Origin of the sequence: Halomonas sp. AOP7-E1-9 (genome assembly GCF_052376035.1) — a bacterium.
Lineage (GTDB): Bacteria > Pseudomonadota > Gammaproteobacteria > Pseudomonadales > Halomonadaceae > Vreelandella > Vreelandella citrativorans.
The window spans coordinates 1-20,183 of the sequence record NZ_JBQSVC010000043.1; the positions used below are offsets into that span (position 1 = coordinate 1).

The window sequence follows — 20,183 nt, forward strand, 5'->3', positions numbered from 1 at the left end:
GCCGTCCTTTCGGACGGCTTAATCTAATTCTCTAATGTGTTGCTTTTAACCATCTTCTGATGGTGCCGACACCAGGAGTCGAACCCGGAGCCATATAGCGAAAAAAAGCATCATAATTCAATAACTTATTCAAAACCCATCAAACATTCGTTCTAAAATTGGTTCACCCTAATGGCTCAGTGGGTTTCAAATACTTTAGGCTATCTTGTCTGCGAAATCTAGAAGCGGGCAGACATTTAAGAACACCACATCACCTCGACTCGCCTACAAGCAAGATGAGAAAGCGCTCAGCAAATATACGGCTCGTGATAGCTATTTCTAAGGTTTACTTTTTAAAACTGCAAAAAATGATGGGCGCTAATAAAAGCATTTCTACCAGTAAGAGCAGACTCCTGCGTCTCAAAATCAACTGATGTCGTGCGACCACTCACGATCATGCCTATTACCTGATGAAAATCATTTATTACAGGCCCACCACTATAACCTGCTCCTATTTCAGCATCTACCTCATAATTATCAACTGTTGAAATATTTACATGTGATGTAATAGACGTGTTGATAACGCTTACAGTAGTGTGGCCAGACATATAATCTGGAAAACCTACCAGAGAAACTTGATAACCAGGAAACATCTCTTCCTTATGATATATGTCTAAGCTTTGAAATATTTCATTAGGTTCATTAACAAACTCTAACTCAGCTATATCACGATGTTTACATCGCTTCGCTACTTTCATTAAATATTTAACGCCACGTTCGTGTATCCTCGAAATGTAACAATACTCGGCATCATCAGCTTTATTAAAAGTATGCGAGCAGGTTAAAACTTGTTGACCTTTAACCATAAAAGCGGTGCCTTGGATAAACTCAGCTTCGTCAGTAACGTTCGGAGCTCCTTCGAAATCTAGAATCCAAACGCATTTTTGAAGTTCTCTCTGCTTTGCCATGTCCCTGTATTTTTGGTCGGTATCAACAAGCTTAGAAGTTCTCGTAGACAGCTTTTGCTTCAAAGGAAGTCTATTAAATTTTTTGGCAAGCATTTGATATACTCTAGAGTTCACACCCTTAATCATACCTATAAAATTAATTCTACCGGCCACTACGTTTTCAAGTCTTTTTGGCTCTTTTTCTGGAAACTTTTGCCAAAATACCACATTCGCAGTATCAATATCACCAGATAGGGCATGAATCATAGCCTTCGTTGTTCTTACATATCGTCGATCAACATTTATTTTTTTATTAACTTTCAGCCCTGTCACCACTTGACGAGACCGAGAAACTTCGCCCCGAGTTTTTTGTTTATTTAAATAAAAACCGCTTTTCTCTACAAGCTTAATTAATTCACTAGATGGTTGAAAAACACCATTTACAGAAAAACATACACCTTCAAAGTTATTATTTCTAAACGAGAAAGTTATATCATCAGCATAGCGCGTATAAAAAGCATGATTCTTTTTCGCAAGCAAAGATAAACGACGATCAAGCTGTCGACTTATCATATTTGATAATACTGGTGATGTAGGAGCACCTTGAGGGATAGAACCATTCAAACAGCAGATTGTAGCAATAAGTTGAGAGGTGTCTGGGCGTAGGTTATATGGGGGAGCAGAAAGCAACCCTCTTACTCGACCGAAATTTATATGGCCATAAAAATCAGCAAGGTCAATATTGAACACTAATGCTTTACCTACATGGGGGCTAGCATTATAAATAATACCCCGATCCTTAATGAATGCTGTAGCAGCAGGATGAGGACTATATAACTCTTCAAGTAATGACTTCAACTTATCCTGAAGGTATATCAATCTCTTATCTGGGGCTGCAATAGTGCGCACACCGCCAGACTTCTTTGCAATCTTAAAAGTAGTATACAAATTGTTAGGTCTAACTTTATAAACAGTAAGACACAAGTTAGGATAAGTAGTTCCTAGCAAAGCGGCTAGCCGCCTAGGTGTTGTATTGCTGTCTAACATCAAGGCCACCTTCGGGGTTTCACTTTACGCCATTCGAGATGCACTCCTAATACTGAGAGTAACATTTTAAGTTTACAGTGAGTAGCGCTGCGATTAAGCTACTAACATCGTTGTCAATCAGCGGCATTTGTCTCCGCCAAGATTAACCCCCGTTAGGTGGCGTTCATAAACTAGCATCACAAAATAAAAAATTCAAGCTGTAATGCATATAAAATCAACGGTTACAAGAATGATGTTTAAATATCGCAGTCGCGTCTCTTAATCCTCTTCCTTTCCTATAGACAGGATTTTTAAAACGCACCAAGCGTTGTTTGCGTTATGTATAAAGCTGAATTTTATTTTTCTAGGACTTTCTTTTCATGAAGTCCTCACGAGCATTTTTATGCAAAGTATTGGCAGCCTGAATTAAACCACGCTGAACATAAGCTCGTCCCTGTCCACCTGATTTACCGACCAAGAAGTTAGCCCCTCCTTGGTGCAGCTCCTTGCTTAGATAGTCTGCCCACCCTATATCGATAGGCATCATACGGTAGTAACGATTAAGCCTCTGATCATAAAGCTGATAAAGAGAGCAGGGTTCTTCCGGCTCACCTTCGTCATCAGGAATACCAGCCGCTCGTGCGGCCTCCCGTGCCTCATCCATTTCACGGTCGATGTCGCCCTGGGTTGGATCCGGCTCATATTGGCGATATTCGTGTCTAAACATGATTGATGCATTGTTGCTAGCAGCATCCAGCCTTAGCGCTTGTCTAATTGTTACCTGATCATCTGGGTGATAGGCCATGCAGATATGAGCGTGCAAAGTCTCATCTTTGGAGTCTTCGAGGGTGAGAAAAAATCGTGGTTGGCGGTGAAGATAGGACAACCGGCCAGCGATGGCATCGCCGTAGGCTGTCGCTGGCCCCTTTTTCTGGCTCGTCAATGCTAAGCTTCGGAGAAAGGGTAGATTGACCGTTATCGCTGCCAACTTCCAGCCGTCGGCTCGGTTGCTATTTTGATACTGCATTAATGCCTTCATGCAGTATGTCAGCTTCCAAGAAAAATAGTGTTCATGCGGCTTTCCGTTAGCCCGCTTTCTTGTGAGGGAGGGAATCTTACTGCTTGCCTCTCTCTTCTTCAGATGTGGAATAGGTGGATGGTTATCTATATATACTGGCCGGTCGTCATTACCCGTTGCGCTAAAGTTACGTTTTGGTCTTGCTGCCATGCTGCCACCTGGTGATGTCTTGGTGCATCCTAGCACCTCTAATTAGGTGGCCAAATTCACTATGTCACTACAGAAATTTCTGAATGAGCTGGCTAAATGATGCAGAAGTAAAGACCGCCGATGATTTAAGCCGTGAGGATAAAGATAAACTAATCTCGCGTATCGAGTCACAGCGCAAAGAGCAAGAAGCATTTGGCGTGGTGATTAACGGCATCCGCTACAGTGGCGACCCCTGCAACCGTGCCGCTTTGCTGGAAGTAGTGCAGTTCGCCCGAGAGGCACAACAAACAACGTTTGCAGCTTGGAAGGATAGTGATGGCCAGTTTCATGCAAACCACCCGTTGTCAGAAGTAGAGCAAGCCCTACATGCTATTGCCCAGCGACGCGGCGCCCTGATCGCACTTGAGGGTGAATATCAGGCACAGGTGGTACGAGGGGAGATTGGGGATATAAATAGCCTAAACTGAGAGATGTAATTTTGAATCAATAGGAGTATTAGCAATGCTTAAACCAGAGCTTGTAAGGGAAATTCTCCAAAAGATTGGAGATGGTGAGTATGTTGGCACCCCTCTAGGTGATTTGCACAAACAGATTTTAAATAATGACATCAGCGGTGCTGACGAAAACGAATATCAAAAATTCGTTTATCACATGGATGAGCTTTACGATGCAGGCTTATTTAAGACTCGTAATCTCGGTGCTCAAAACCGTTGGGGGCAGTCGAAAAGCGTAAGCAATACTCGAAGCTACACCAATGTACCACTTCTTTTAACACCGCTAGGGGCTGAGGTGTTAAAAGAACTCAACAAACCGAAAGGGCTGGAGCGACTCATCCAAGGCATACGATCAGCTGGCTCTGTAACAGGTCAAGAAGCGCTGAAGTATGGGGTTAAAGAGCTTTTTAGAAGTGCAATAGGCAGTTAATTTAGTGATAAGAGGAGTGGCCACCCAAGGTGCGGTAACACCGGAGGTGGCCACCAACAAGCAGAACACACCTGCAAGTCGGCCAGGACTCCCCTACCTCGCGCGAGGTACTGGAAGTCTAAGCCAAACGTTAGAAGGCTTGATGTGGTGTTAATCGAAATCCGTTGTAAGCAGTGCAATCGCAAGCTGGCCAATGTCAGCGACTATCAGTTCATCGAAATAAAGTGCCCGCGTTGCAAACACTTAAATCAACAGAGAGCCACGAGCTCCAAACCACTAAAGGAGAAGATGCCTCGTGGCTACCCCAATCATTCCCTGGATGGGCGGCAAGCGCCGTCTGGCTGACCGTATCTTTCCACTGATGCCGCCGCACCAGTGCTACGTAGAGCCCTTCGCAGGAGGGGCCGCGTTGTTCTTCCTGCGCCCCTCACCCGCCGAAGTTGAAGTGCTCAACGATGTGAACGGCGATCTGGTCAATCTATACCGTGTGGTACAGAACCATCTTGAAGAGTTCGTCAGGCAGTTCAAATGGGCGCTCTCCAGCCGACAGGTGTTTGAGTGGCTGAAGATGACACGGCCTGAAACGCTCACTGATATACAGCGTGCCGCCCGCTTCTATTACCTACAGCAGAACGCCTTCGGTGCCCGCATTGAAAGCCAAACCTTTGGCACCGCAACCACTACACCACCAGGCTTAAATCTGCTGCGCTTGGAGGAGTCACTTTCGGCAACCCACCTGCGCTTGGTCAGCACCTTTATTGAACATCTAAGCTGGCAAGACTGCATTGAGCGCTATGACCGCCCGCACACCCTCTTTTATATGGACCCACACTACTGGCAAACAGAAGGATATGGGGTACCCTTTGGCATAGAACAGTACGAACAACTGGCGAGCATGCTGGCAAAGCTCAAAGGCAAAGCCATCATCAGCCTCAACGACCACCCAGACATCCGCCGGATCTTCGCGGGCTATCACATCGAAACCACCGACATCCGCTACACCGTCGGCGGCGGCAAAGGCTCAGACGCCAAAGAGGTGCTGATCTTCAGCTGGGATGTGGACGCCGAACCGGCGGGGCTGTTTTGAGAAAATTTATGTGCGAACTACCTAATAGAAATGCTGTGCCAGGAGATTGGATCGTCTGCTTTGATAGCGTGGAAAACCGCTTAACGCGTATTCGTTTCAGTGATCCGAAAGATTCAGAGGCTTGCAAGGTTGCATGTTTTTGCCTTTTGAAGCAAAGCGTCGAACAAGTCCAGGAACTTAATAAAAAGCCCCCTAATCAGCTTACTTTTGACCTTGTGTATGAAGTCGCGCAGCGCATTCTAAATAGCAGAGAGTGCAATAGGATGAAATTGACAGACCCTAGCTGGTGATTGGTGCCAAACGCGCCGCGAAGCGGGTACTATTCTTCCAATGAATTTGGTGCCAAATATGCCGCTAGGATATGCCAAATATGCCGCGCGGTTACACGAATAAATGCTTCACTGTTATGCCTGCCTTTATCGTTACTTCTTTATGTTTGTTTTTATAGCGCGCACAAAAAAGCCGTCCTTTCGGACGGCTTAATCTGATTCTCTAATGTGTTGCTTTTAACCATCTTTTGATGGTGCCGACACCAGGAGTCGAACCCGGGACCTACTGATTACAAGTCAGTTGCTCTACCAACTGAGCTATGTCGGCGCTTCACATTTTCTTGAGAAAATGATTGCTTCGCTGTTAGGCTTTACAATCAACAAGAAATCTTGTTGGCAATGGCTGGGGTACCAGGATTCGAACCTGGGAATGCCGCTACCAAAAAGCGGTGCCTTACCACTTGGCGATACCCCAACGTTTGGTGGCCAGAGACGGAATCGAACCGCCGACACGGGGATTTTCAATCCCCTGCTCTACCAACTGAGCTATCTGGCCGCTGCCAACGGTGCGTATTAAACTAAAAACTCAGCTTTTCGTCAACACCTTTGTGAAACTTTCTTTTCTAACCGTCGCTTAGGGTTAACTCTACGGCTAACGGCGTAGGACTGAAACGCCCGTAATTCCTGCGATTGCCGCCTGTCTGAACATTCGACTACACCTGCGTAGGCGGCACATAGCCCTCGGCCTGGTCGGTGGTTTCGTTATTCAGGAAGCGTTGCATTTGATCCATCAGGTAGGCGCGCGCTTCCGGGTCGAGCATATTCAGGTGCTTTTCGTTGATTAAACGGGTCTGCAGCGCCTGCCACTCTTCCCACGCCTGCTTGGATACAGAAGCCTGGATCTCCTGGCCCTGCTTGCCGGGTAGCGGTGGAAACGGAAGAGCTGGCAGCTCTTTTTGATACTTACGACAAAAAACCGTATTACTCATTGATAACTCCTTGGTGGATAGCGGCGCCCAAGGCCTTATACACGCCCGGGCGTTAAGTTAAGGACAAAAGGTGTCAGTTGACCCAGCAGCGCTTTGACAGGCGCCGCTAAGCCAAGCGCCCGGGGGTGGTTAACATCAAACCACACTCCGTGCTCTCTTACTTCACTCAGCCTATCGCAGGAAACCGGCTGAGGGGTAATCTCAAGACGAAAATGGCTAAAGGTATGCTGGAAGCCTGGCATGGCCGTCTCACGTTTAGGCGATACGACGTGCTGTTCAAGCCAGTCGTTCAGTTCACTGTGCGTGTCGAATTGCGGCAAGCTCCATAGCCCACCCCACAAACCGCTAGGCGGGCGCTGCTCCAACCAGACGCGCCCTTGGAAGTCTCGTAGCAGGAGCATAATCGTACAGCGAGTGGGCAACGCTTTTTTGGGTTTGGATTCAGGATAGCGCTGTGGCTCACCCTGAGCGTACCCCAGACATACATCGTTAAACGGGCAGCACGTGCAATCAGGCTTGCTGCGCTTACATAAGGTGGCGCCAAAATCCATCATCGCCTGCGTGAAATCCGCCAGGCGGGTGGACGGTGTGTAGTAGTCGGCAAGCGCCCAAAGCTCACGTTCGACAGCGGGCTTACCTGGCCAGCCAGGAATAGCGTGTAATCGCGTTAGCGAGCGCTTTACGTTGCCATCTAAAATGGCCGCTCGGTTGCCGGTGCTCTGGGCGATAATCGCGCCTGCCGTTGATCGCCCAATGCCAGGCAAAGCTACTAGTGCATCGACACTTTCAGTGGGCAGTTCGCCGTTGTGCTCTTCCAGCGCCAGCTGAGCGGCCTTATGCAGGTTGCGCGCCCGGGCGTAATAACCAAGCCCGGTCCATAAGTGCAACACCTCATCCTGAGGAGCGAGAGCGAGCGACTCAAGCGTTGGGAAGCGAGCCATAAAGCGCTCGAAGTAAGGGATCACTGTCGCCACTTGGGTCTGCTGAAGCATAATTTCCGAAACCCACACTCGGTAAGCGCTACGGGGCGACTGCCAAGGCAAGTCGTGCCGACCATGCTGGTCAAACCAGGCCAACAGACGGCGATAAAACTCGCTTGCTTCAAGCCTTGGGGTTGGCATATCAGCCATTGGGACTCCTTCGCTAGCGTGTTCGTAACGTATTTGGCTGAATGAGCCAATCAGCGTATACCAATAAAAAAGCGCCGGCATTTAGCCGGCGCAGACTGACTTACAGGGATGCTCAGTTGAAGAGGCGGCGAATACCTTCGCGAAGGTTTTGGCCGGCACCTTCACCCAAGCGCTCATCCAACTGATCCAATGAACCGCCTACGCGCTCCTCAAGCTCCGTAGTCACACGGTTTCCAGCTTCGTTACGCAACAGGTTAACCACGGCGGTCTGAAAAGCCTCTCGATCAATGCGGCACCATTCGCTGGTTGCATCGCCAATGTGGCCTTCACAGCGAACGGGCAGTGGCAACTGCTCCAGGCGAGGATTCACTTCACAGGCAGCATCGGCGGTATTCGCTAACCGTGCATCTGCTCGCGTATCAAAGTTCAGGCTGTTGAAATTCAGCTCGCCCTTTCCGTTAACTTCGATCCCCGGCAGGGTGATGTTCAGGTTGTCACTGCTCATGACGCCATTACGTATCTGGAACGTCGCATCAAAACGCTCGAAGCGCGTATCGTTATGCCAGTCGCGGACGGTTCCTTCGCCTTCTACCTGGGCTGCCAGCTCACACATCTGCTGAGAAATATTAATATCTAAAATCGCACCTTCATTAAGACGCCCGTTCAGTTGTCCATTTAGATTACTGACCAACGCTTCACGGGTATTGCCACGGGACGTTAGCTCGCCATCCAGATGCAAGCGTCCTCTCAGTGGAGAAGGCTCGTCCTCATCACTGAGTGCTTCAATCAGCGATGCCATTTGCACATTATTGATGGTCGGGGCCAGCCCCCACTCCATTACCCGCTCGCGGGCATCCAGTTGGCCTGAAGCGCTAAGCTCTCCGCCATAAAATCGTGCGTCAAAGGCGGTTAGTTGCTGAAGACCTTCCTCACCTTGTAGCTGCAAGCGCGTGTCATTAAAGGTAAGACCTCCCAGCAGAAGTGTATCGACACGTAGATCACCCTCCATTGACAATTCACTGAGCCATGCTTGCGGCAGCAACGTCTCTGCACTCTGGGCAAACGCCCTGCGCAATAAGCCTAAACTTGCCTGCTGAGACGTTGCGGGACCTGGAAGATAATGATCAACATTCAGGTTATCGCCTTCCAAATCAAACGTTAACTGCGACCCATCCAGTGCGGCGGCAACTTGCCCTGTAAAGGTGCTGTCATCGACAACCAGCGATAGCCTGGGTAGCGATACGTGCTGCTCATCCCCTTCAATGGGACTGGTCATGGCGATATCGCTAAGCGCTGCCTCGCTGGTGGTATTCAATTCAACGCCTGCACGAGTCAACCACGGACGCAGCGTAAAAGGCGCGGCGGTAATCTGGCCACGGTATTGAGGCGCATCAAACATCTGCTCGACATTCAGGTGGCCACTCACGCGCAGCCCATCAGGCCCGGTCAGTTGTAGCTCTTTTAGCTGTGCGGTTTGCGCCTGCCAGTCACTTTCCAAACCAAAGGCTAGCGCCAGCGCTAGACTGCCCTGCCATTTTTCAGAGTCCTGCAGGCCGGCTTCTAATACACCTTCGGTGATACTTAACTGTTTCTCTTCCATCCGCGCAACGATTTCAGCCGCCCTTAAGCCAAGCCGCTGAGGTTCACTGTCCGGGTGCAGGCGTGTGTTGGTACTTAAACGGGTATTTTCCAGTACCACGCTGTCTTCTGCGAGCTTAAGGCGCATGCGTGTATCAAGGTCAATATCACTGGTTAAATCCGGCGTGCGCTCCAGCACTTCGGCATCCAAACGATTATGTTTGGTCAGCGTAAACATGGCTTTTAAAGGGAAAGGGCTTACCGGATTGACGTTGCTGCCGGAAACATTCAGCGACTGCAGGCGCCACAGCGCTTGGCTTTGCGCATCACGAAAACGAATATCGGCGTCTTTTACTTCAACACTGGCGATGTTCAATACAACGGAAAGATTACCTGCATCGGCATTCGGCCCTGCACTTGCTGGCGCCAGCACGGTTTGCGCTTTTTCATCGCTACCTTCAGCCAAGCGCTCGACCAGCGGCTTCCAGTTGCCTTCGCCTGCCTCGTTCCGCTCAAGGTTTAGGCGCATGCCGTCCAGCGTTAAGCCGTCAACTGCAATTTCACCGCGCAATAATGGCGCAAAAGCGACGCTGACCTCGGCGCGCTGTATAGAAGCAAACGACGTCTCTTCTTCCGATTGCTCAGGCAGCCAGGCACGCGCTTGCTCAACGCTTACCCCAATGCGTGGATAGAAAGACCATGTAATTGGCCCATCAAGCGCCAAGTGCAGCCCCGTATGCTCTTCCACAACGGACGTCAGGCGTGGCTTGAAATCTTCGGGGTCAAGAAAGGTGGTCACATAAACCACCGCCGCCACCCCTACAATGGCGAGAATGCCGACAGCAGCCAGCAAAATACGTAATAACTGTTTCATTACCCTTTCCCTTGTGGGTCTAACTCAACAAAATTGCTGGTAAGAGGTTGATCCGGTGTGGGCCTTTCAGCACTGGTGCTGGGACGATAGCCAAGCTTGGAGAGCAACACCTGGTCGGCCAACGGTAGCGATGAGATGTCAATGCGCAGTTTACGCCCCTCTTGCTTGGCCTGTTCACCCAGCAACGCCATTAGCCGCGAGCCAACGCCGCGGCGGCGTGTGGTTTTGCGTACACATAGCTCTGAAAGCCACCATGCTCGGTCTTGCCCTTCTTGAATAGCCGCCGCCCCCAACAAACGATCATTAAAGTGCGCACAAGCAAAAAAGTGCTTCGCTTTTAAATGTTGCTCTATAAAAGGCAGGACCGCTTGAGCAGGCACTCGCTCTTTCGGTGCATCCTCATAAATGCGTATCAAATCGAGACGCACTTGCTCATCGTTCTCCCAACAGGCTTGGTCGACGCGCTCCAGTGTCACCGGCATGATGAACTCCTCTTCGCCAAAGCAGCAAAACTGCTATTTTTAATGCCTAAAAGGGCGGCTACATTGCGCGCATTGTAGCGGATGGGGGCGCCGATTCTCTATAATGATCGCTTTGCCGCAGATATATGTCCTAATAACAGAGCGATGAAACAGTGCGACCCATCGCCTTCCCTTCAGAATGCGCTAGAGCGCAGGAGATGCAACATGGCAGCGCGTATTGCCACGGTTAGCCGTGATACCAATGAAACCCAGATCACCGTCAGCGTCAATCTGGATGGCGAAGGCCTCCTTCGCTGCGAGACGGGCGTTCCCTTTCTGGATCATATGCTTGATCAGGTTGCACGCCACGGGATGATAGACCTTGATATCCTCGCCAAAGGCGATTTGCATATTGATGAACACCATACCGTTGAAGATCTGGGCATTACTCTGGGCCAGGCATTTAATGAAGCGATTGGCGACAAGCGCGGCATTTATCGCTATGGCCATGCGTATGTGCCGCTGGATGAAGCACTCTCCCGCGTGGTGATCGACTTCTCTGGTCGGCCCGGCCTTTATATGGATGTCGAGTTTACGCGCGCAACCATAGGCCGTCTTGACACCCAGCTGTTCTGGGAGTTTTTTCAAGGGTTCGTTAATCATGCGCGCGTCACGTTGCATATTGACAACATTAAAGGCTTTAACGCTCACCACCAGGCCGAAACAATTTTTAAAGCCTTTGGACGCGCTCTACGCATGGCGGTGGCAGAAGATCCACGCATGGTGGGGCAGATGCCTTCCACCAAAGGGAGCCTGTAATGGCGGGCTGTCGTACATATATCAGTACATATATCAGTACAGTAAACAGCTCAGGTAACCGTTCGTTCACTCGATCAAGGAGCGCTTCATGACTATTGCGGTAATCGACTACGGGATGGGTAATCTACATTCTGTCGCGAAGGCGCTTGAACATGTAACGCACGAGAACGTCATTATCACCCGTGACCCGCGGCGCATTTTAGGCGCCACCCGCCTGGTACTGCCAGGCCAGGGCGCTATTCGCGACTGTGTGGGTGAACTTGAACGCACGGAGCTGCGTGGTTTGGTTGATGATGTGCTAACACGTCAGGCGAAACCGTTGCTGGGCATTTGCGTGGGTCAGCAAATGTTAATGGAGCGAAGCGAAGAGAACGGCGGCGTCGACTGTCTGGGCTTCTTCAAGGGCAGCGTGGATCGCTTTCCGACCACGATGCGCGACGCGCACGAACAGCGTTTAAAAGTGCCGCACATGGGTTGGAACCTGGTGGAACAAAGCCATGACCATCCGCTATGGGCAGGCATTGATAACAACGAGCACTTCTACTTTGTGCACAGTTATTACGTGAATGCTGCCGACGATGCCCAGGTTTTTGGCACCACGCATTATGGCGATGTCAGTGCCCACGTGGCGATTGGCCGCGACGCCACCTTTGCCGTACAGTTCCACCCGGAAAAAAGCTCCCGAGCAGGCCTACGCTTACTCGAAAACTTTGTCACCTGGACGCCCTAAGAGGTTTAGTTATGTTGGTAATTCCTGCGATTGATCTCAAAGACGGCCAGTGTGTGCGGTTGAAACAGGGGCGTATGGATGATGCGACCTCTTACGGCGATGATCCCGTCGCTATGGCCGCGCGCTGGGTAGAAGCTGGCGCGCGCCGCCTTCATCTGGTCGATTTGAATGGCGCGTTTGAAGGCAAGCCGGTCAATGGCGATGCCGTGACGGCCATCGCACGTGCCTATCCCAACCTGCCCATTCAAATTGGCGGCGGCATTCGTACTGCTGAAACCATTGAGCACTACCTGAAGGCAGGCGTATCTTACGTGATTATCGGCACCAAGGCGGTTAAAGAGCCCGCGTTTGTGGGTGAAATGTGCCGCGCTTTCCCAGGTCGCGTGATTGTTGGCTTGGACGCTAAAGACGGCTTCGTGGCCACCGACGGCTGGGCAGAAGTTTCAAGCGTTAAAGCCGTCGACTTGGCGAAGCGGTTTGCTGATGACGGCGTCTCCAGCATCGTCTATACCGACATTGCCCGTGACGGCATGATGCAAGGCGTTAACGTTGAAGCAACGGCTCAGTTGGCTCGCGAAGGCGGCCTACCGGTCATCGCCTCTGGGGGCGTGACCAATCTGGATGACATTAAAGCGCTGTGCGATGTCGCCGATAGCGGTATTTTAGGCGCCATTACCGGTCGTGCCATTTACGAAGGCAGCCTGGATGTGGCTGAAGCACAACGTCTTAGCGACCAGCTAACAGGAGGCGGAGCGTGAGCTTATCCAAGCGTATAATTCCCTGCCTGGACGTTGATGCTGGGCGAGTGGTGAAAGGCGTCAACTTTGTCGGCATTCGTGACGCAGGCGACCCGGTCGAGATTGCTCAGCGCTATAACCAGCAGGGTGCCGATGAAATTACCTTTCTGGATATTACCGCTAGCCACGAAGGCCGCGATACTACTGTCGAAATGGTCGAACGCATCGCAGGGGAAGTGTTTATTCCGCTGACGGTGGGTGGCGGTATTCGCAGCTGTGACGATATTCGTACAATGCTGAATGCCGGCGCGGATAAAGTGTCGATCAACACCGCCGCCGTTACGAATCCTGAATTTGTTCGCGAAGCTGCGGAACGCTTTGGCAGCCAGTGCATCGTAGTGGCGATTGATGCCAAGCGCGTCTCCAATGAAGGCGAGCCGCCGCGCTGGGAGATTTTCACGCATGGCGGCCGCCGCCCAACCGGGCTTGATGCGGTGGAGTGGGCCAAAAAAATGGTCGAGCTTGGCGCGGGCGAGCTGCTGCTCACTAGCATGGACCGTGATGGCACCAAAATCGGCTTTGACCTTGGCGTGACCCACGCGATTTCAGAAGCCGTGAGCGTGCCAGTGATTGCATCTGGCGGCGTGGGCAATCTGGATCACCTGGTGGACGGCGTATTGAAAGGTGGTGCGGATGCGGTGCTGGCCGCCAGTATTTTCCACTTTGGAGAGCATACGATCCCTGAAGCAAAGCGCTATATGGCAGAACGCGGTATCGAGATGCGTCTGTAACATGTTTGTTGCCCAGTCCCTTTTTAGGAGTATTACATGCCCCGTTGTTTCCCATGGTTGGGAGGGCTAACTGGTTTATGGCTGAGCGCATCTGCCTCAGCCTTCACCTTACCGGACTGGCCTCCGACGCTTGAGCTGGACCATACGCTGGTGCAAACCAGCCTGTTAACCCGCCACTTTGATCCACAGCCGGATCATAACAACCAGCAGAATTTGATCGGCATTGAGTTACATAACCCGGACCGTTGGCTGGCAGGTACGGCGTGGTTTAAAAACTCGTATAATCAGCCCACATGGTACGTTTATGCCGGGCGTGAATTCCCCCTTTGGCAGTTCAAAGAGATTAACGTCAGGGCCAAACTCACCGGTGGACTCCTGCATGGCTATAAAGGTGAGTATCGGGACAAAATCCCTCTCAACCACCTTGAAACCGCACCCGCCCTGCTGCCAAGCATTGGTATGCAGTGGGGGCGGTTTGAGTCTGACCTCATCATTTTCGGCACCGCTGGCATGATGGTAACCGCAGGCCTGCGCTTTTAGGCAGGCCAAGCCTCACTCATCATCTTCCTCAAGGCTAAGGCCCAGATTACTAATACCGCCGTTACGCCCTAGCGTGCGTATTTCCTTAAGCGCGGCTTTGTTTAGCGGTTCACTGACCGCTTCCAAAACCGCGTCCTGAAAATCATTTTCGTCGGCCATTAACGGATGGTCCCGAATCAGTAAAGCAAGCTTTTGGGCATCCTCTTCGCCTTCAGTAAGTTCGATAAAGGCACGCACCCCGGCACGTGACGTACGGCTCACATCCAGCACGGCTTCTGGCGAGTCGCCTTGCAGTGTGTCCAACAACGCCGACAGGGAAACCACCGCGTCCAGCGCACGACGCGCACCAAAGCTTTCATCATCAGCAGGCGGTTCGCACTCCGCCAACTTTTCCGCCTGACGCGCAAAATCAATGCTCGCGTTGGGCACGCTTAAGCGCTCCCAAACCAGGCTAATTACGGTACGCAGCGTGTGAATATCCCCTTGGCCAGTGGTCTGCTCGTACAGGGCGTAATTAGGCAGCAGGCGCTCACATAATGCAGCCATAAACGCTTGCTGAGCCGGTAGCGGAAGCAGTTGCAACTGCTGATAAAATCCTGGGGGCTTGGACGCCATACTGATTTCCTAACGCGTGATATTGGTGAAATGGGGGCAATACGTTATGGTCGAACTCGCGCTGTCATTAACACTGACAGCCTTTACTGTGTACGGCCGGCGAGGAGATTACCATGCATATTCATTTGCTACAGCACAGTGCTGATCATGCTCCCGCCCGCTTAACGGATTGGTTAAGCAGTATGGGACATAGTTACACCATTTTTCATCTTTATGCCGGCGAGTTAACGCCTCGTCCGGCAGAAAGCGATGCGTTAATCGTACTGGATGGCCCTGAAACGTTTATAGATCAGCCGCCCGCCTGGTTTAAAGCCGAAAACAAATTGATTAACCGTTATCTGGATGGTCAAAAGCCCCTGATGGGCATTGGCCTAGGGGCTCTGTGGGTCGCTCAGGCACTTGGGGCAATCATCGCTCCAGGTACGTATCCCGAAAGAGGTTGGCATACCGTATCGCTAGCCCCAGAAAGCCCGTTTGACTTACCCGAGCAGTTTGACGCCTTTATGTGGCATCGGTATGTATTTAGCTTGCCCGAGAATGCATTGCCGCTGGGCGGCAGTGCGGCGGCACCGCTGCAAGGCTTTAGTTGGGACAGTGGCCGTGTCATCGGTTTGCTGTGCCTTTTTGAGGTAACACTTGCCAATGTGAAAAAGCGCCTTGAGCATGCCGAGCCCACTACACCTACCTCTTCCGCGGCAGACCGCTTTCGCCAGGAAAGTAGCCAGATCCTTGAAGACGCAACGCGCTTTCATCGGCTGGCACCGCTGCTTGATCGCGTCATGACTCAATGGCTTAAAGTGAGCTAACCACGCCGAAAGATAGCCGCTAGGCGCTCCACTGCTTAGCGGCCCCTCCCAACAGCTGTCCCAATCCCTCACATGAAGTTCTGGCGCCGCTGTCGCGCGCTGTTTCAGGCACTCTCTCAAGCACTATCCCACCACCTCGATCAGCGCCTCGCTCTCACGGGCTTTCATGACGCCAAACGGCTGAAGCGATAAGCCGAACTCGCGGCCAACGCGTTCAACATCATCTTGCCAAGCAGAGTCGACACTTAGTAGTAAACCGCCTGACGTTTGCGGGTCGCATAGCCACTGCCAGTGAGCTTCATCCATATCAGGCAAGCTTTTACCTAAGGCATCGCGGTTGCGCCGTGTGCCGCCGGGAACGGCCCCTTGACGACGATAGGTTTCTGCCTGAGCCAGCCGAGGTAGGCGGCGAAAATCTATCTGGGCCATGACGTTGCTTGCGCTGCATATTTCCGACAAATGCCCCGCTAAGCCAAACCCGGTAACGTCGGTCATGGCATTAAGGCCTTTTACATCGGCAAGCTTGACGCCGATACGGTTGGATTTAAGCATGGTTTCCCGAGCCAACCCGTGATGCCCTGCTTCCAGCAGGCCTTGCTTCTCTGCAGTGGTCAGCAGCCCAACACCTAACGGCTTGGTCAAGAACAGCAGATCACCCGGCTTAGCGCGGCTATTGAGCTTTAGCTTGTCCAGGTCGATCAGCCCATTCACTGCCAGGCCAAAAATGGGCTCGGGCGCATCAATCGAATGGCCTCCCGCCAAGGCGACACCCAGCTCACGGCAAACGCCCTGGGCGCCGGCAATGACATCGCCGGCAATCTCCGCGCTCAACTTGTCTAATGGCCAGCCGAGAATACTCAGCGCCATGACCGGCGTACCGCCCATGGCGTAAATATCACTGATGGCGTTCGTGGCAGCAATTCGCCCAAAATCAAACGGGTCATCGACAATCGGCATAAAGAAGTCGGTAGTGGCAATCATGCCTCGCCCATCGCCCAGGTCATAGACAGCGGCATCTTCGCGTCCTTGATTGCCCACAATGAGCTGCTTATGCCCGGCTACCGGCCCCGCTTTGGCGAGAATGCTGTCCAGTACATCCGGGGCTATTTTACAGCCACAGCCTGCGCCATGACTGTATTGGGTTAGGCGAATTGAGCTCATTGTGTCTCTCCTTGGCACTGCTTGTCTTTAGAACAGTTGTTATAACAGCCTGAATAACAATTCTTATAGCGTAGCCTACTTAAAGCGCCTCTAGCGCGTCGCTAAGCTTATCGACGACAATGACTTCCATCCCCTTGGGTGACTGCTTGGGTGCATTCGCACGAGGTACAATGGCACGTAAAAAACCGTGTTTGGCGGCCTCGGCAATACGCTCCTGCCCACTGGGTACCGGGCGTATTTCACCAGAAAGCCCCACTTCGCCAAACACTACCAGTTCCTTGGGTAACGCGCGGTTTTGTAGGCTGGAGACGACCGCAAGCAGTACGGCCAGGTCCGCGCTGGTCTCCAATACTTTCACCCCGCCCACCACGTTCAGGAAAACATCCTGGTCGCCGGTAAAAAGACCGCCATGGCGGTTGAGCACGGCCAGCAGCATGGCTAAACGGTTTTGGTCTACCCCAACCGCCACACGGCGTGGATTCCCCAAAGCGGATTCATCAACCAGCGCCTGTACTTCGACAAGAATAGGGCGAGTGCCTTCCCACACCACCATGACAAGGCTGCCTGGCGCTTGCTCTTCCTGGCGCGAGAGAAAAATGGCACTGGGGTTTTTAACCTCTTTTAAGCCTTGCTCCAGCATGGCGAAGACGCCCAGCTCATTCACCGCACCAAAGCGGTTCTTCTGACCGCGCAGGGTTCTAAAGCGGGAGTCAGCGCCACCTTCCAGCAAAAGCGACGCATCGATCATGTGTTCCAGCACCTTGGGGCCTGCCAGCGTGCCATCTTTGGTGACATGGCCCACCAGCAACAGCACCGTATTGGTTTGCTTGGCAAAGCGGGTAAGCGCAGCGGCGGACTCACGTACCTGGGCCACCCCGCCCGGTGCCGAGCTAATATCCTCCAGATGCATGGTTTGGATAGAGTCGATCACCAATATTTCAGGCTTCTCACGTTCAGCCACGGCCAGGATGGTCTCAACGCTGGTTTCCGCAAGCATTTTCAAGCCGCTGGTAGGCAGCTGCAGGCGATGGGCACGCATGGCGACCTGAGACAATGACTCTTCACCGGTGACATACAAAATGCGCCGCTGCTGGGCCAGCTTACAGGCCGTTTGCAGCAGTAGCGTGGACTTACCCGCACCAGGGTTACCCCCAAGCAGTACCGCAGAACCCGGCACCAAGCCACCGCCCAACACACGGTCAAACTCATTAAAGGTGGAGCTTAGCCGTGGCACTTCACTTAGGTCGACATTGCTTAAATCAACCACATCCCGGGAGAGGTCACCCGCATAACCTCCCCGACCTGACCCACTGCTTCCGCTTCCGGGCCGCGCACTGGCCAGGCGAATTTCGCTCAGCGTATTCCACTCGTTACAACTGGAGCACTGGCCCTGCCACTTGCGATACTCCGCGCCGCACTCGGTACATACAAAGGCACTTTTGGCTTTAGCCACCGCGCTGATACTCCCGTTGATATTAACTCTTTGTCACTATTACCAGACTATAAAATACAAAAGGCGGCCAATGGCCGCCTTAGGATGTTACTGCTTACTTACTGACGCTGTAGCTGCAACATTTCGCCATTTTCAAAGCGACGACGCTCTGGATCAATTAGCTCCAGCGTACGTTCATCAATACGTTGAAAGTAGTAAATTTGGCCGTCGCCATTGGGCGTCAACTCGTACACAGAGGCATCGGGATCAGACGGCGTGCCGCTCAACACTTCCCAGTTACCTGCGTAGTTTTCCGGCGGAGGCGTTTGAGGGTGATTGCGATACGTCGCATCCAGTGTGAAAGTACGCTCATCAGGTGTGCTTGTTTCTTCGCCCACCATGGTAACGTCCAGATCAATACCATCACAGTTACGGCAAGGCAGTGTGCCTTGGTAGCGCTGTTGTGACGCACTAACGCCTGCGTCACTTTCCTGGGCCGAAGGGCCGCCGGTCGCACAGCCTGCCAACAATGCCAACATAGCCGAACCGGCTAGCAAACTCCTGAATTGCATGGGGTGTCTCCTTATCGTGTTGGTCATACATTTCTTTCGCGCGATTATGACAGCATAACCGTTACAAGGTGCAACGCACACCCCTGATTGCAAGGGGAATGCTTGCGCTTAAGCGAGCATCAAGCGACCATGGCCTATTATGCAAGGATAATCAGGTTACCCACATGAGCCAATACTGGAGTCCCGCTGTTAAAGCGCTAACCCCTTATATACCCGGGGAGCAGCCGCGTGAGCGTATTATCAAGCTCAATACCAATGAAAACCCTTACCCGCCAGCGCCAAGCGTCGGCCAGGCACTGCGTGACTACGCGACCGACCATTTGCGTCTCTATCCCGACCCAACGTCTGCCGCACTGCGTTCAAAACTTGCTGAAACGTATGGCGTTGAAAGCCAGCAGGTATTTGTGGGCAATGGTTCAGATGAGGTGCTAGCGTTGGCTTTTCAAGCCTTCTTCTGTCACGGCGCACCGCTTGATGCCCCATCGATTACCTATAGTTTTTATCCGGTATACGCCAACCTCTATAACGTTGAGCTACGCACTCATCCACTCAATGAGCAGTGGGAAGTTGATCTGGAGGCGCTGGGAACCGCGTCGGCGCGTAGCGGAGTGATTTTTGCCAATCCGAATGCGCCTACCGGGCATGCGCATTCGCTTGAGGATATTGAAACACTACTCAAGCGAGTAACGGATCGCGTTGTATTGGTTGATGAAGCGTATGTCGACTTTGGCGCCGAAAGCGCGATTGCATTAATTGATCGCTATCCAAATTTACTAGTGACGGGCACGTTCTCCAAATCGCGCAGCCTAGCCGGCTTACGCTTGGGCTACGCCATTGGCTCAATGGAGTTGATTGATGGCCTGCACCGCGTTAAGGACTCGTTTAACTCCTACCCGGTAGATAGCCTGGCAAGCCTTGTAGGTATTGCTGCACTTGACGATAAAGCGCACTTTGACGCAAGCCGGGAGCGCGTGATTACAACCCGTGAACGCACCCGTCAGCGTCTTGAAGCATTAGGATTTGAGGTATTACCCTCCAAGGCTAATTTTGTGCTTGCCCAACATCCTGAGCATGCAGGCACTCAACTGTTTGCGGGCCTTCGCGAACGCGGCATTCTCGTACGCCACTTCAATACCTCTGAGCTTAATAACTTCCTGCGCATTACCATCGGCACTGACGATGAGATGGATAGCCTGATAGAGGCGCTGGAAGCGATCTGCGGCTAGTTCGCTCGCCATACAACGTTAAATGCCCTGTCGCGCGAGGCGCTACAGGGCATTTTTGTAGGCATAGTTTTGTAAGCATAAGCTTCAGCCACCGCTTTTCATTTTCCACGCATAAAAAAATCCCCCGCGGCCTGAGCTCCGGGGGATTTTTCACAATAAGTGCCTGACGATGACCGGGGCGGCCATCCGCCGGCCGGCGCTCCGGGACTCTCGCATGGGGAGATCTTTTTCTTTCTTCCACGCACACAAAAAACCCAGCCGA

21 protein-coding genes and 3 tRNA genes are annotated in these 20,183 nt (G+C 51.9%); 11 read left to right on the forward strand and 13 right to left on the reverse strand.

All coding sequences use genetic code 11. The annotated features are described in order from the left end of the window. Nucleotides 1-332: 332 nt before the first annotated feature. Both ACT3R4_RS16600 and ACT3R4_RS16605 read right to left on the reverse strand, forming a co-directional pair. Complete coding sequence (locus ACT3R4_RS16600) at nt 333-1,973, reverse strand: trypsin-like peptidase domain-containing protein (RefSeq protein WP_193054333.1); 1,641 nt, start codon at nt 1,971-1,973, stop codon at nt 333-335. 343 nt (nt 1,974-2,316) lie between these two features. Beyond that, on the reverse strand, nt 2,317-3,180 hold the full coding sequence (locus ACT3R4_RS16605) for a hypothetical protein (RefSeq protein WP_193054334.1): 864 nt from the start codon (nt 3,178-3,180) through the stop codon (nt 2,317-2,319). A gap of 83 nt (nt 3,181-3,263) precedes the next feature. Here ACT3R4_RS16605 and ACT3R4_RS16610 point away from each other — a divergent pair, with 83 nt between their 5' ends. The 4 genes from ACT3R4_RS16610 to ACT3R4_RS16625 all read left to right on the forward strand — a co-directional run bounded on the left by ACT3R4_RS16610 (nt 3,264) and on the right by ACT3R4_RS16625 (nt 5,191). Next, nucleotides 3,264-3,647 (forward strand): DUF4376 domain-containing protein, encoded by a 384-nt coding sequence (locus tag ACT3R4_RS16610; protein WP_193054335.1) that lies wholly within the window; start codon nt 3,264-3,266, stop codon nt 3,645-3,647. Between the two features lie 34 nt (nt 3,648-3,681). After that, complete coding sequence (locus tag ACT3R4_RS16615; RefSeq protein ID WP_193054336.1) at nt 3,682-4,104, forward strand: DUF2513 domain-containing protein; 423 nt, start codon at nt 3,682-3,684, stop codon at nt 4,102-4,104. Nucleotides 4,105-4,251: 147 nt separating this feature from the next. After that, entirely contained in the window at nt 4,252-4,449 is a 198-nt protein-coding gene (locus tag ACT3R4_RS16620) for a Com family DNA-binding transcriptional regulator (RefSeq protein ID WP_193054337.1), read from the forward strand. Continuing rightward, nucleotides 4,400-5,191, forward strand: coding sequence for a DNA adenine methylase (locus tag ACT3R4_RS16625; protein WP_193054338.1), 792 nt, complete (start codon nt 4,400-4,402; stop codon nt 5,189-5,191). Before ACT3R4_RS16620 ends, ACT3R4_RS16625 begins: the two co-directional genes overlap by 50 nt. Nucleotides 5,192-5,712: 521 nt before the next feature. Here ACT3R4_RS16625 and ACT3R4_RS16630 read toward each other — a convergent pair. The 7 genes from ACT3R4_RS16630 to ACT3R4_RS16660 all read right to left on the reverse strand — a co-directional run bounded on the left by ACT3R4_RS16630 (nt 5,713) and on the right by ACT3R4_RS16660 (nt 10,513). Then, nucleotides 5,713-5,788, reverse strand: a tRNA-Thr gene (locus tag ACT3R4_RS16630). A gap of 72 nt (nt 5,789-5,860) precedes the next feature. Beyond that, nucleotides 5,861-5,935: transfer RNA gene (locus tag ACT3R4_RS16635), tRNA-Gln, on the reverse strand. A 5-nt stretch (nt 5,936-5,940) separates the two neighbouring features. Continuing rightward, nucleotides 5,941-6,016: transfer RNA gene (locus tag ACT3R4_RS16640), tRNA-Phe, on the reverse strand. Nucleotides 6,017-6,173: 157 nt separating this feature from the next. Beyond that, complete coding sequence (locus tag ACT3R4_RS16645; protein ID WP_087108543.1) at nt 6,174-6,449, reverse strand: oxidative damage protection protein; 276 nt, start codon at nt 6,447-6,449, stop codon at nt 6,174-6,176. Nucleotides 6,450-6,484: 35 nt separating this feature from the next. After that, on the reverse strand, nt 6,485-7,579 hold the full coding sequence (gene mutY / locus ACT3R4_RS16650) for an A/G-specific adenine glycosylase (protein ID WP_193054340.1): 1,095 nt from the start codon (nt 7,577-7,579) through the stop codon (nt 6,485-6,487). Nucleotides 7,580-7,691: 112 nt separating this feature from the next. Beyond that, nucleotides 7,692-10,031 carry an AsmA family protein gene (locus ACT3R4_RS16655; protein ID WP_193054341.1) on the reverse strand — a complete coding sequence of 780 codons (2,340 nt, stop codon included), beginning with the start codon at nt 10,029-10,031 and terminating at the stop codon, nt 7,692-7,694. Further along, a complete protein-coding gene (locus ACT3R4_RS16660; protein WP_193054342.1) occupies nt 10,031-10,513 on the reverse strand; it encodes an acetyl-CoA sensor PanZ family protein in 483 nt (160 codons plus the stop codon). The genes ACT3R4_RS16655 and ACT3R4_RS16660 overlap by 1 nt, the downstream gene beginning before the upstream one ends. A gap of 204 nt (nt 10,514-10,717) precedes the next feature. Between ACT3R4_RS16660 and hisB the strand changes: the two genes are divergently transcribed. From hisB to ACT3R4_RS16685, 5 genes are all read left to right on the forward strand, one after another. Beyond that, entirely contained in the window at nt 10,718-11,311 is a 594-nt protein-coding gene (gene hisB / locus ACT3R4_RS16665) for an imidazoleglycerol-phosphate dehydratase HisB (protein WP_193054343.1), read from the forward strand. A gap of 88 nt (nt 11,312-11,399) precedes the next feature. Then, a complete protein-coding gene (hisH, locus tag ACT3R4_RS16670; protein ID WP_441679885.1) occupies nt 11,400-12,041 on the forward strand; it encodes an imidazole glycerol phosphate synthase subunit HisH in 642 nt (213 codons plus the stop codon). A gap of 11 nt (nt 12,042-12,052) precedes the next feature. Then, nucleotides 12,053-12,799: a 1-(5-phosphoribosyl)-5-[(5-phosphoribosylamino)methylideneamino]imidazole-4-carboxamide isomerase gene (gene hisA / locus ACT3R4_RS16675; RefSeq protein ID WP_441679883.1), complete on the forward strand. Its 747-nt coding sequence runs from the start codon at nt 12,053-12,055 to the stop codon at nt 12,797-12,799. Next, complete coding sequence (hisF, locus tag ACT3R4_RS16680; protein WP_441679881.1) at nt 12,796-13,569, forward strand: imidazole glycerol phosphate synthase subunit HisF; 774 nt, start codon at nt 12,796-12,798, stop codon at nt 13,567-13,569. The genes hisA and hisF overlap by 4 nt, the downstream gene beginning before the upstream one ends. Before the next feature lie 36 nt (nt 13,570-13,605). Then, nucleotides 13,606-14,109 (forward strand): hypothetical protein, encoded by a 504-nt coding sequence (locus ACT3R4_RS16685; protein ID WP_441679879.1) that lies wholly within the window; start codon nt 13,606-13,608, stop codon nt 14,107-14,109. 12 nt (nt 14,110-14,121) lie between these two features. On the opposite strand, the gene ACT3R4_RS16690 is transcribed toward ACT3R4_RS16685, so the two are convergent. Then, complete coding sequence (locus ACT3R4_RS16690; protein ID WP_172118882.1) at nt 14,122-14,724, reverse strand: YjaG family protein; 603 nt, start codon at nt 14,722-14,724, stop codon at nt 14,122-14,124. Nucleotides 14,725-14,837: 113 nt separating this feature from the next. Between ACT3R4_RS16690 and ACT3R4_RS16695 the strand changes: the two genes are divergently transcribed. Further along, nucleotides 14,838-15,530 (forward strand): type 1 glutamine amidotransferase, encoded by a 693-nt coding sequence (locus ACT3R4_RS16695; RefSeq protein WP_441679877.1) that lies wholly within the window; start codon nt 14,838-14,840, stop codon nt 15,528-15,530. A gap of 123 nt (nt 15,531-15,653) precedes the next feature. Here ACT3R4_RS16695 and selD read toward each other — a convergent pair whose 3' ends face one another. From selD to ACT3R4_RS16710, 3 genes are all read right to left on the reverse strand, one after another. Further along, complete coding sequence (gene selD / locus ACT3R4_RS16700) at nt 15,654-16,691, reverse strand: selenide, water dikinase SelD (protein ID WP_441679875.1); 1,038 nt, start codon at nt 16,689-16,691, stop codon at nt 15,654-15,656. A gap of 79 nt (nt 16,692-16,770) precedes the next feature. Continuing rightward, nucleotides 16,771-18,144, reverse strand: a complete 1,374-nt coding sequence (gene radA, locus ACT3R4_RS16705; protein ID WP_441679873.1) for a DNA repair protein RadA — start codon at nt 18,142-18,144, stop codon at nt 16,771-16,773. A 98-nt stretch (nt 18,145-18,242) separates the two neighbouring features. Next, on the reverse strand, nt 18,243-18,695 hold the full coding sequence (locus tag ACT3R4_RS16710) for a copper resistance protein NlpE N-terminal domain-containing protein (RefSeq protein ID WP_193057399.1): 453 nt from the start codon (nt 18,693-18,695) through the stop codon (nt 18,243-18,245). 164 nt (nt 18,696-18,859) lie between these two features. On the opposite strand from ACT3R4_RS16710, the gene hisC reads away from it, so the two are divergent. Then, complete coding sequence (gene hisC, locus ACT3R4_RS16715; protein WP_441679871.1) at nt 18,860-19,921, forward strand: histidinol-phosphate transaminase; 1,062 nt, start codon at nt 18,860-18,862, stop codon at nt 19,919-19,921. Nucleotides 19,922-20,183 lie beyond the last annotated feature (262 nt).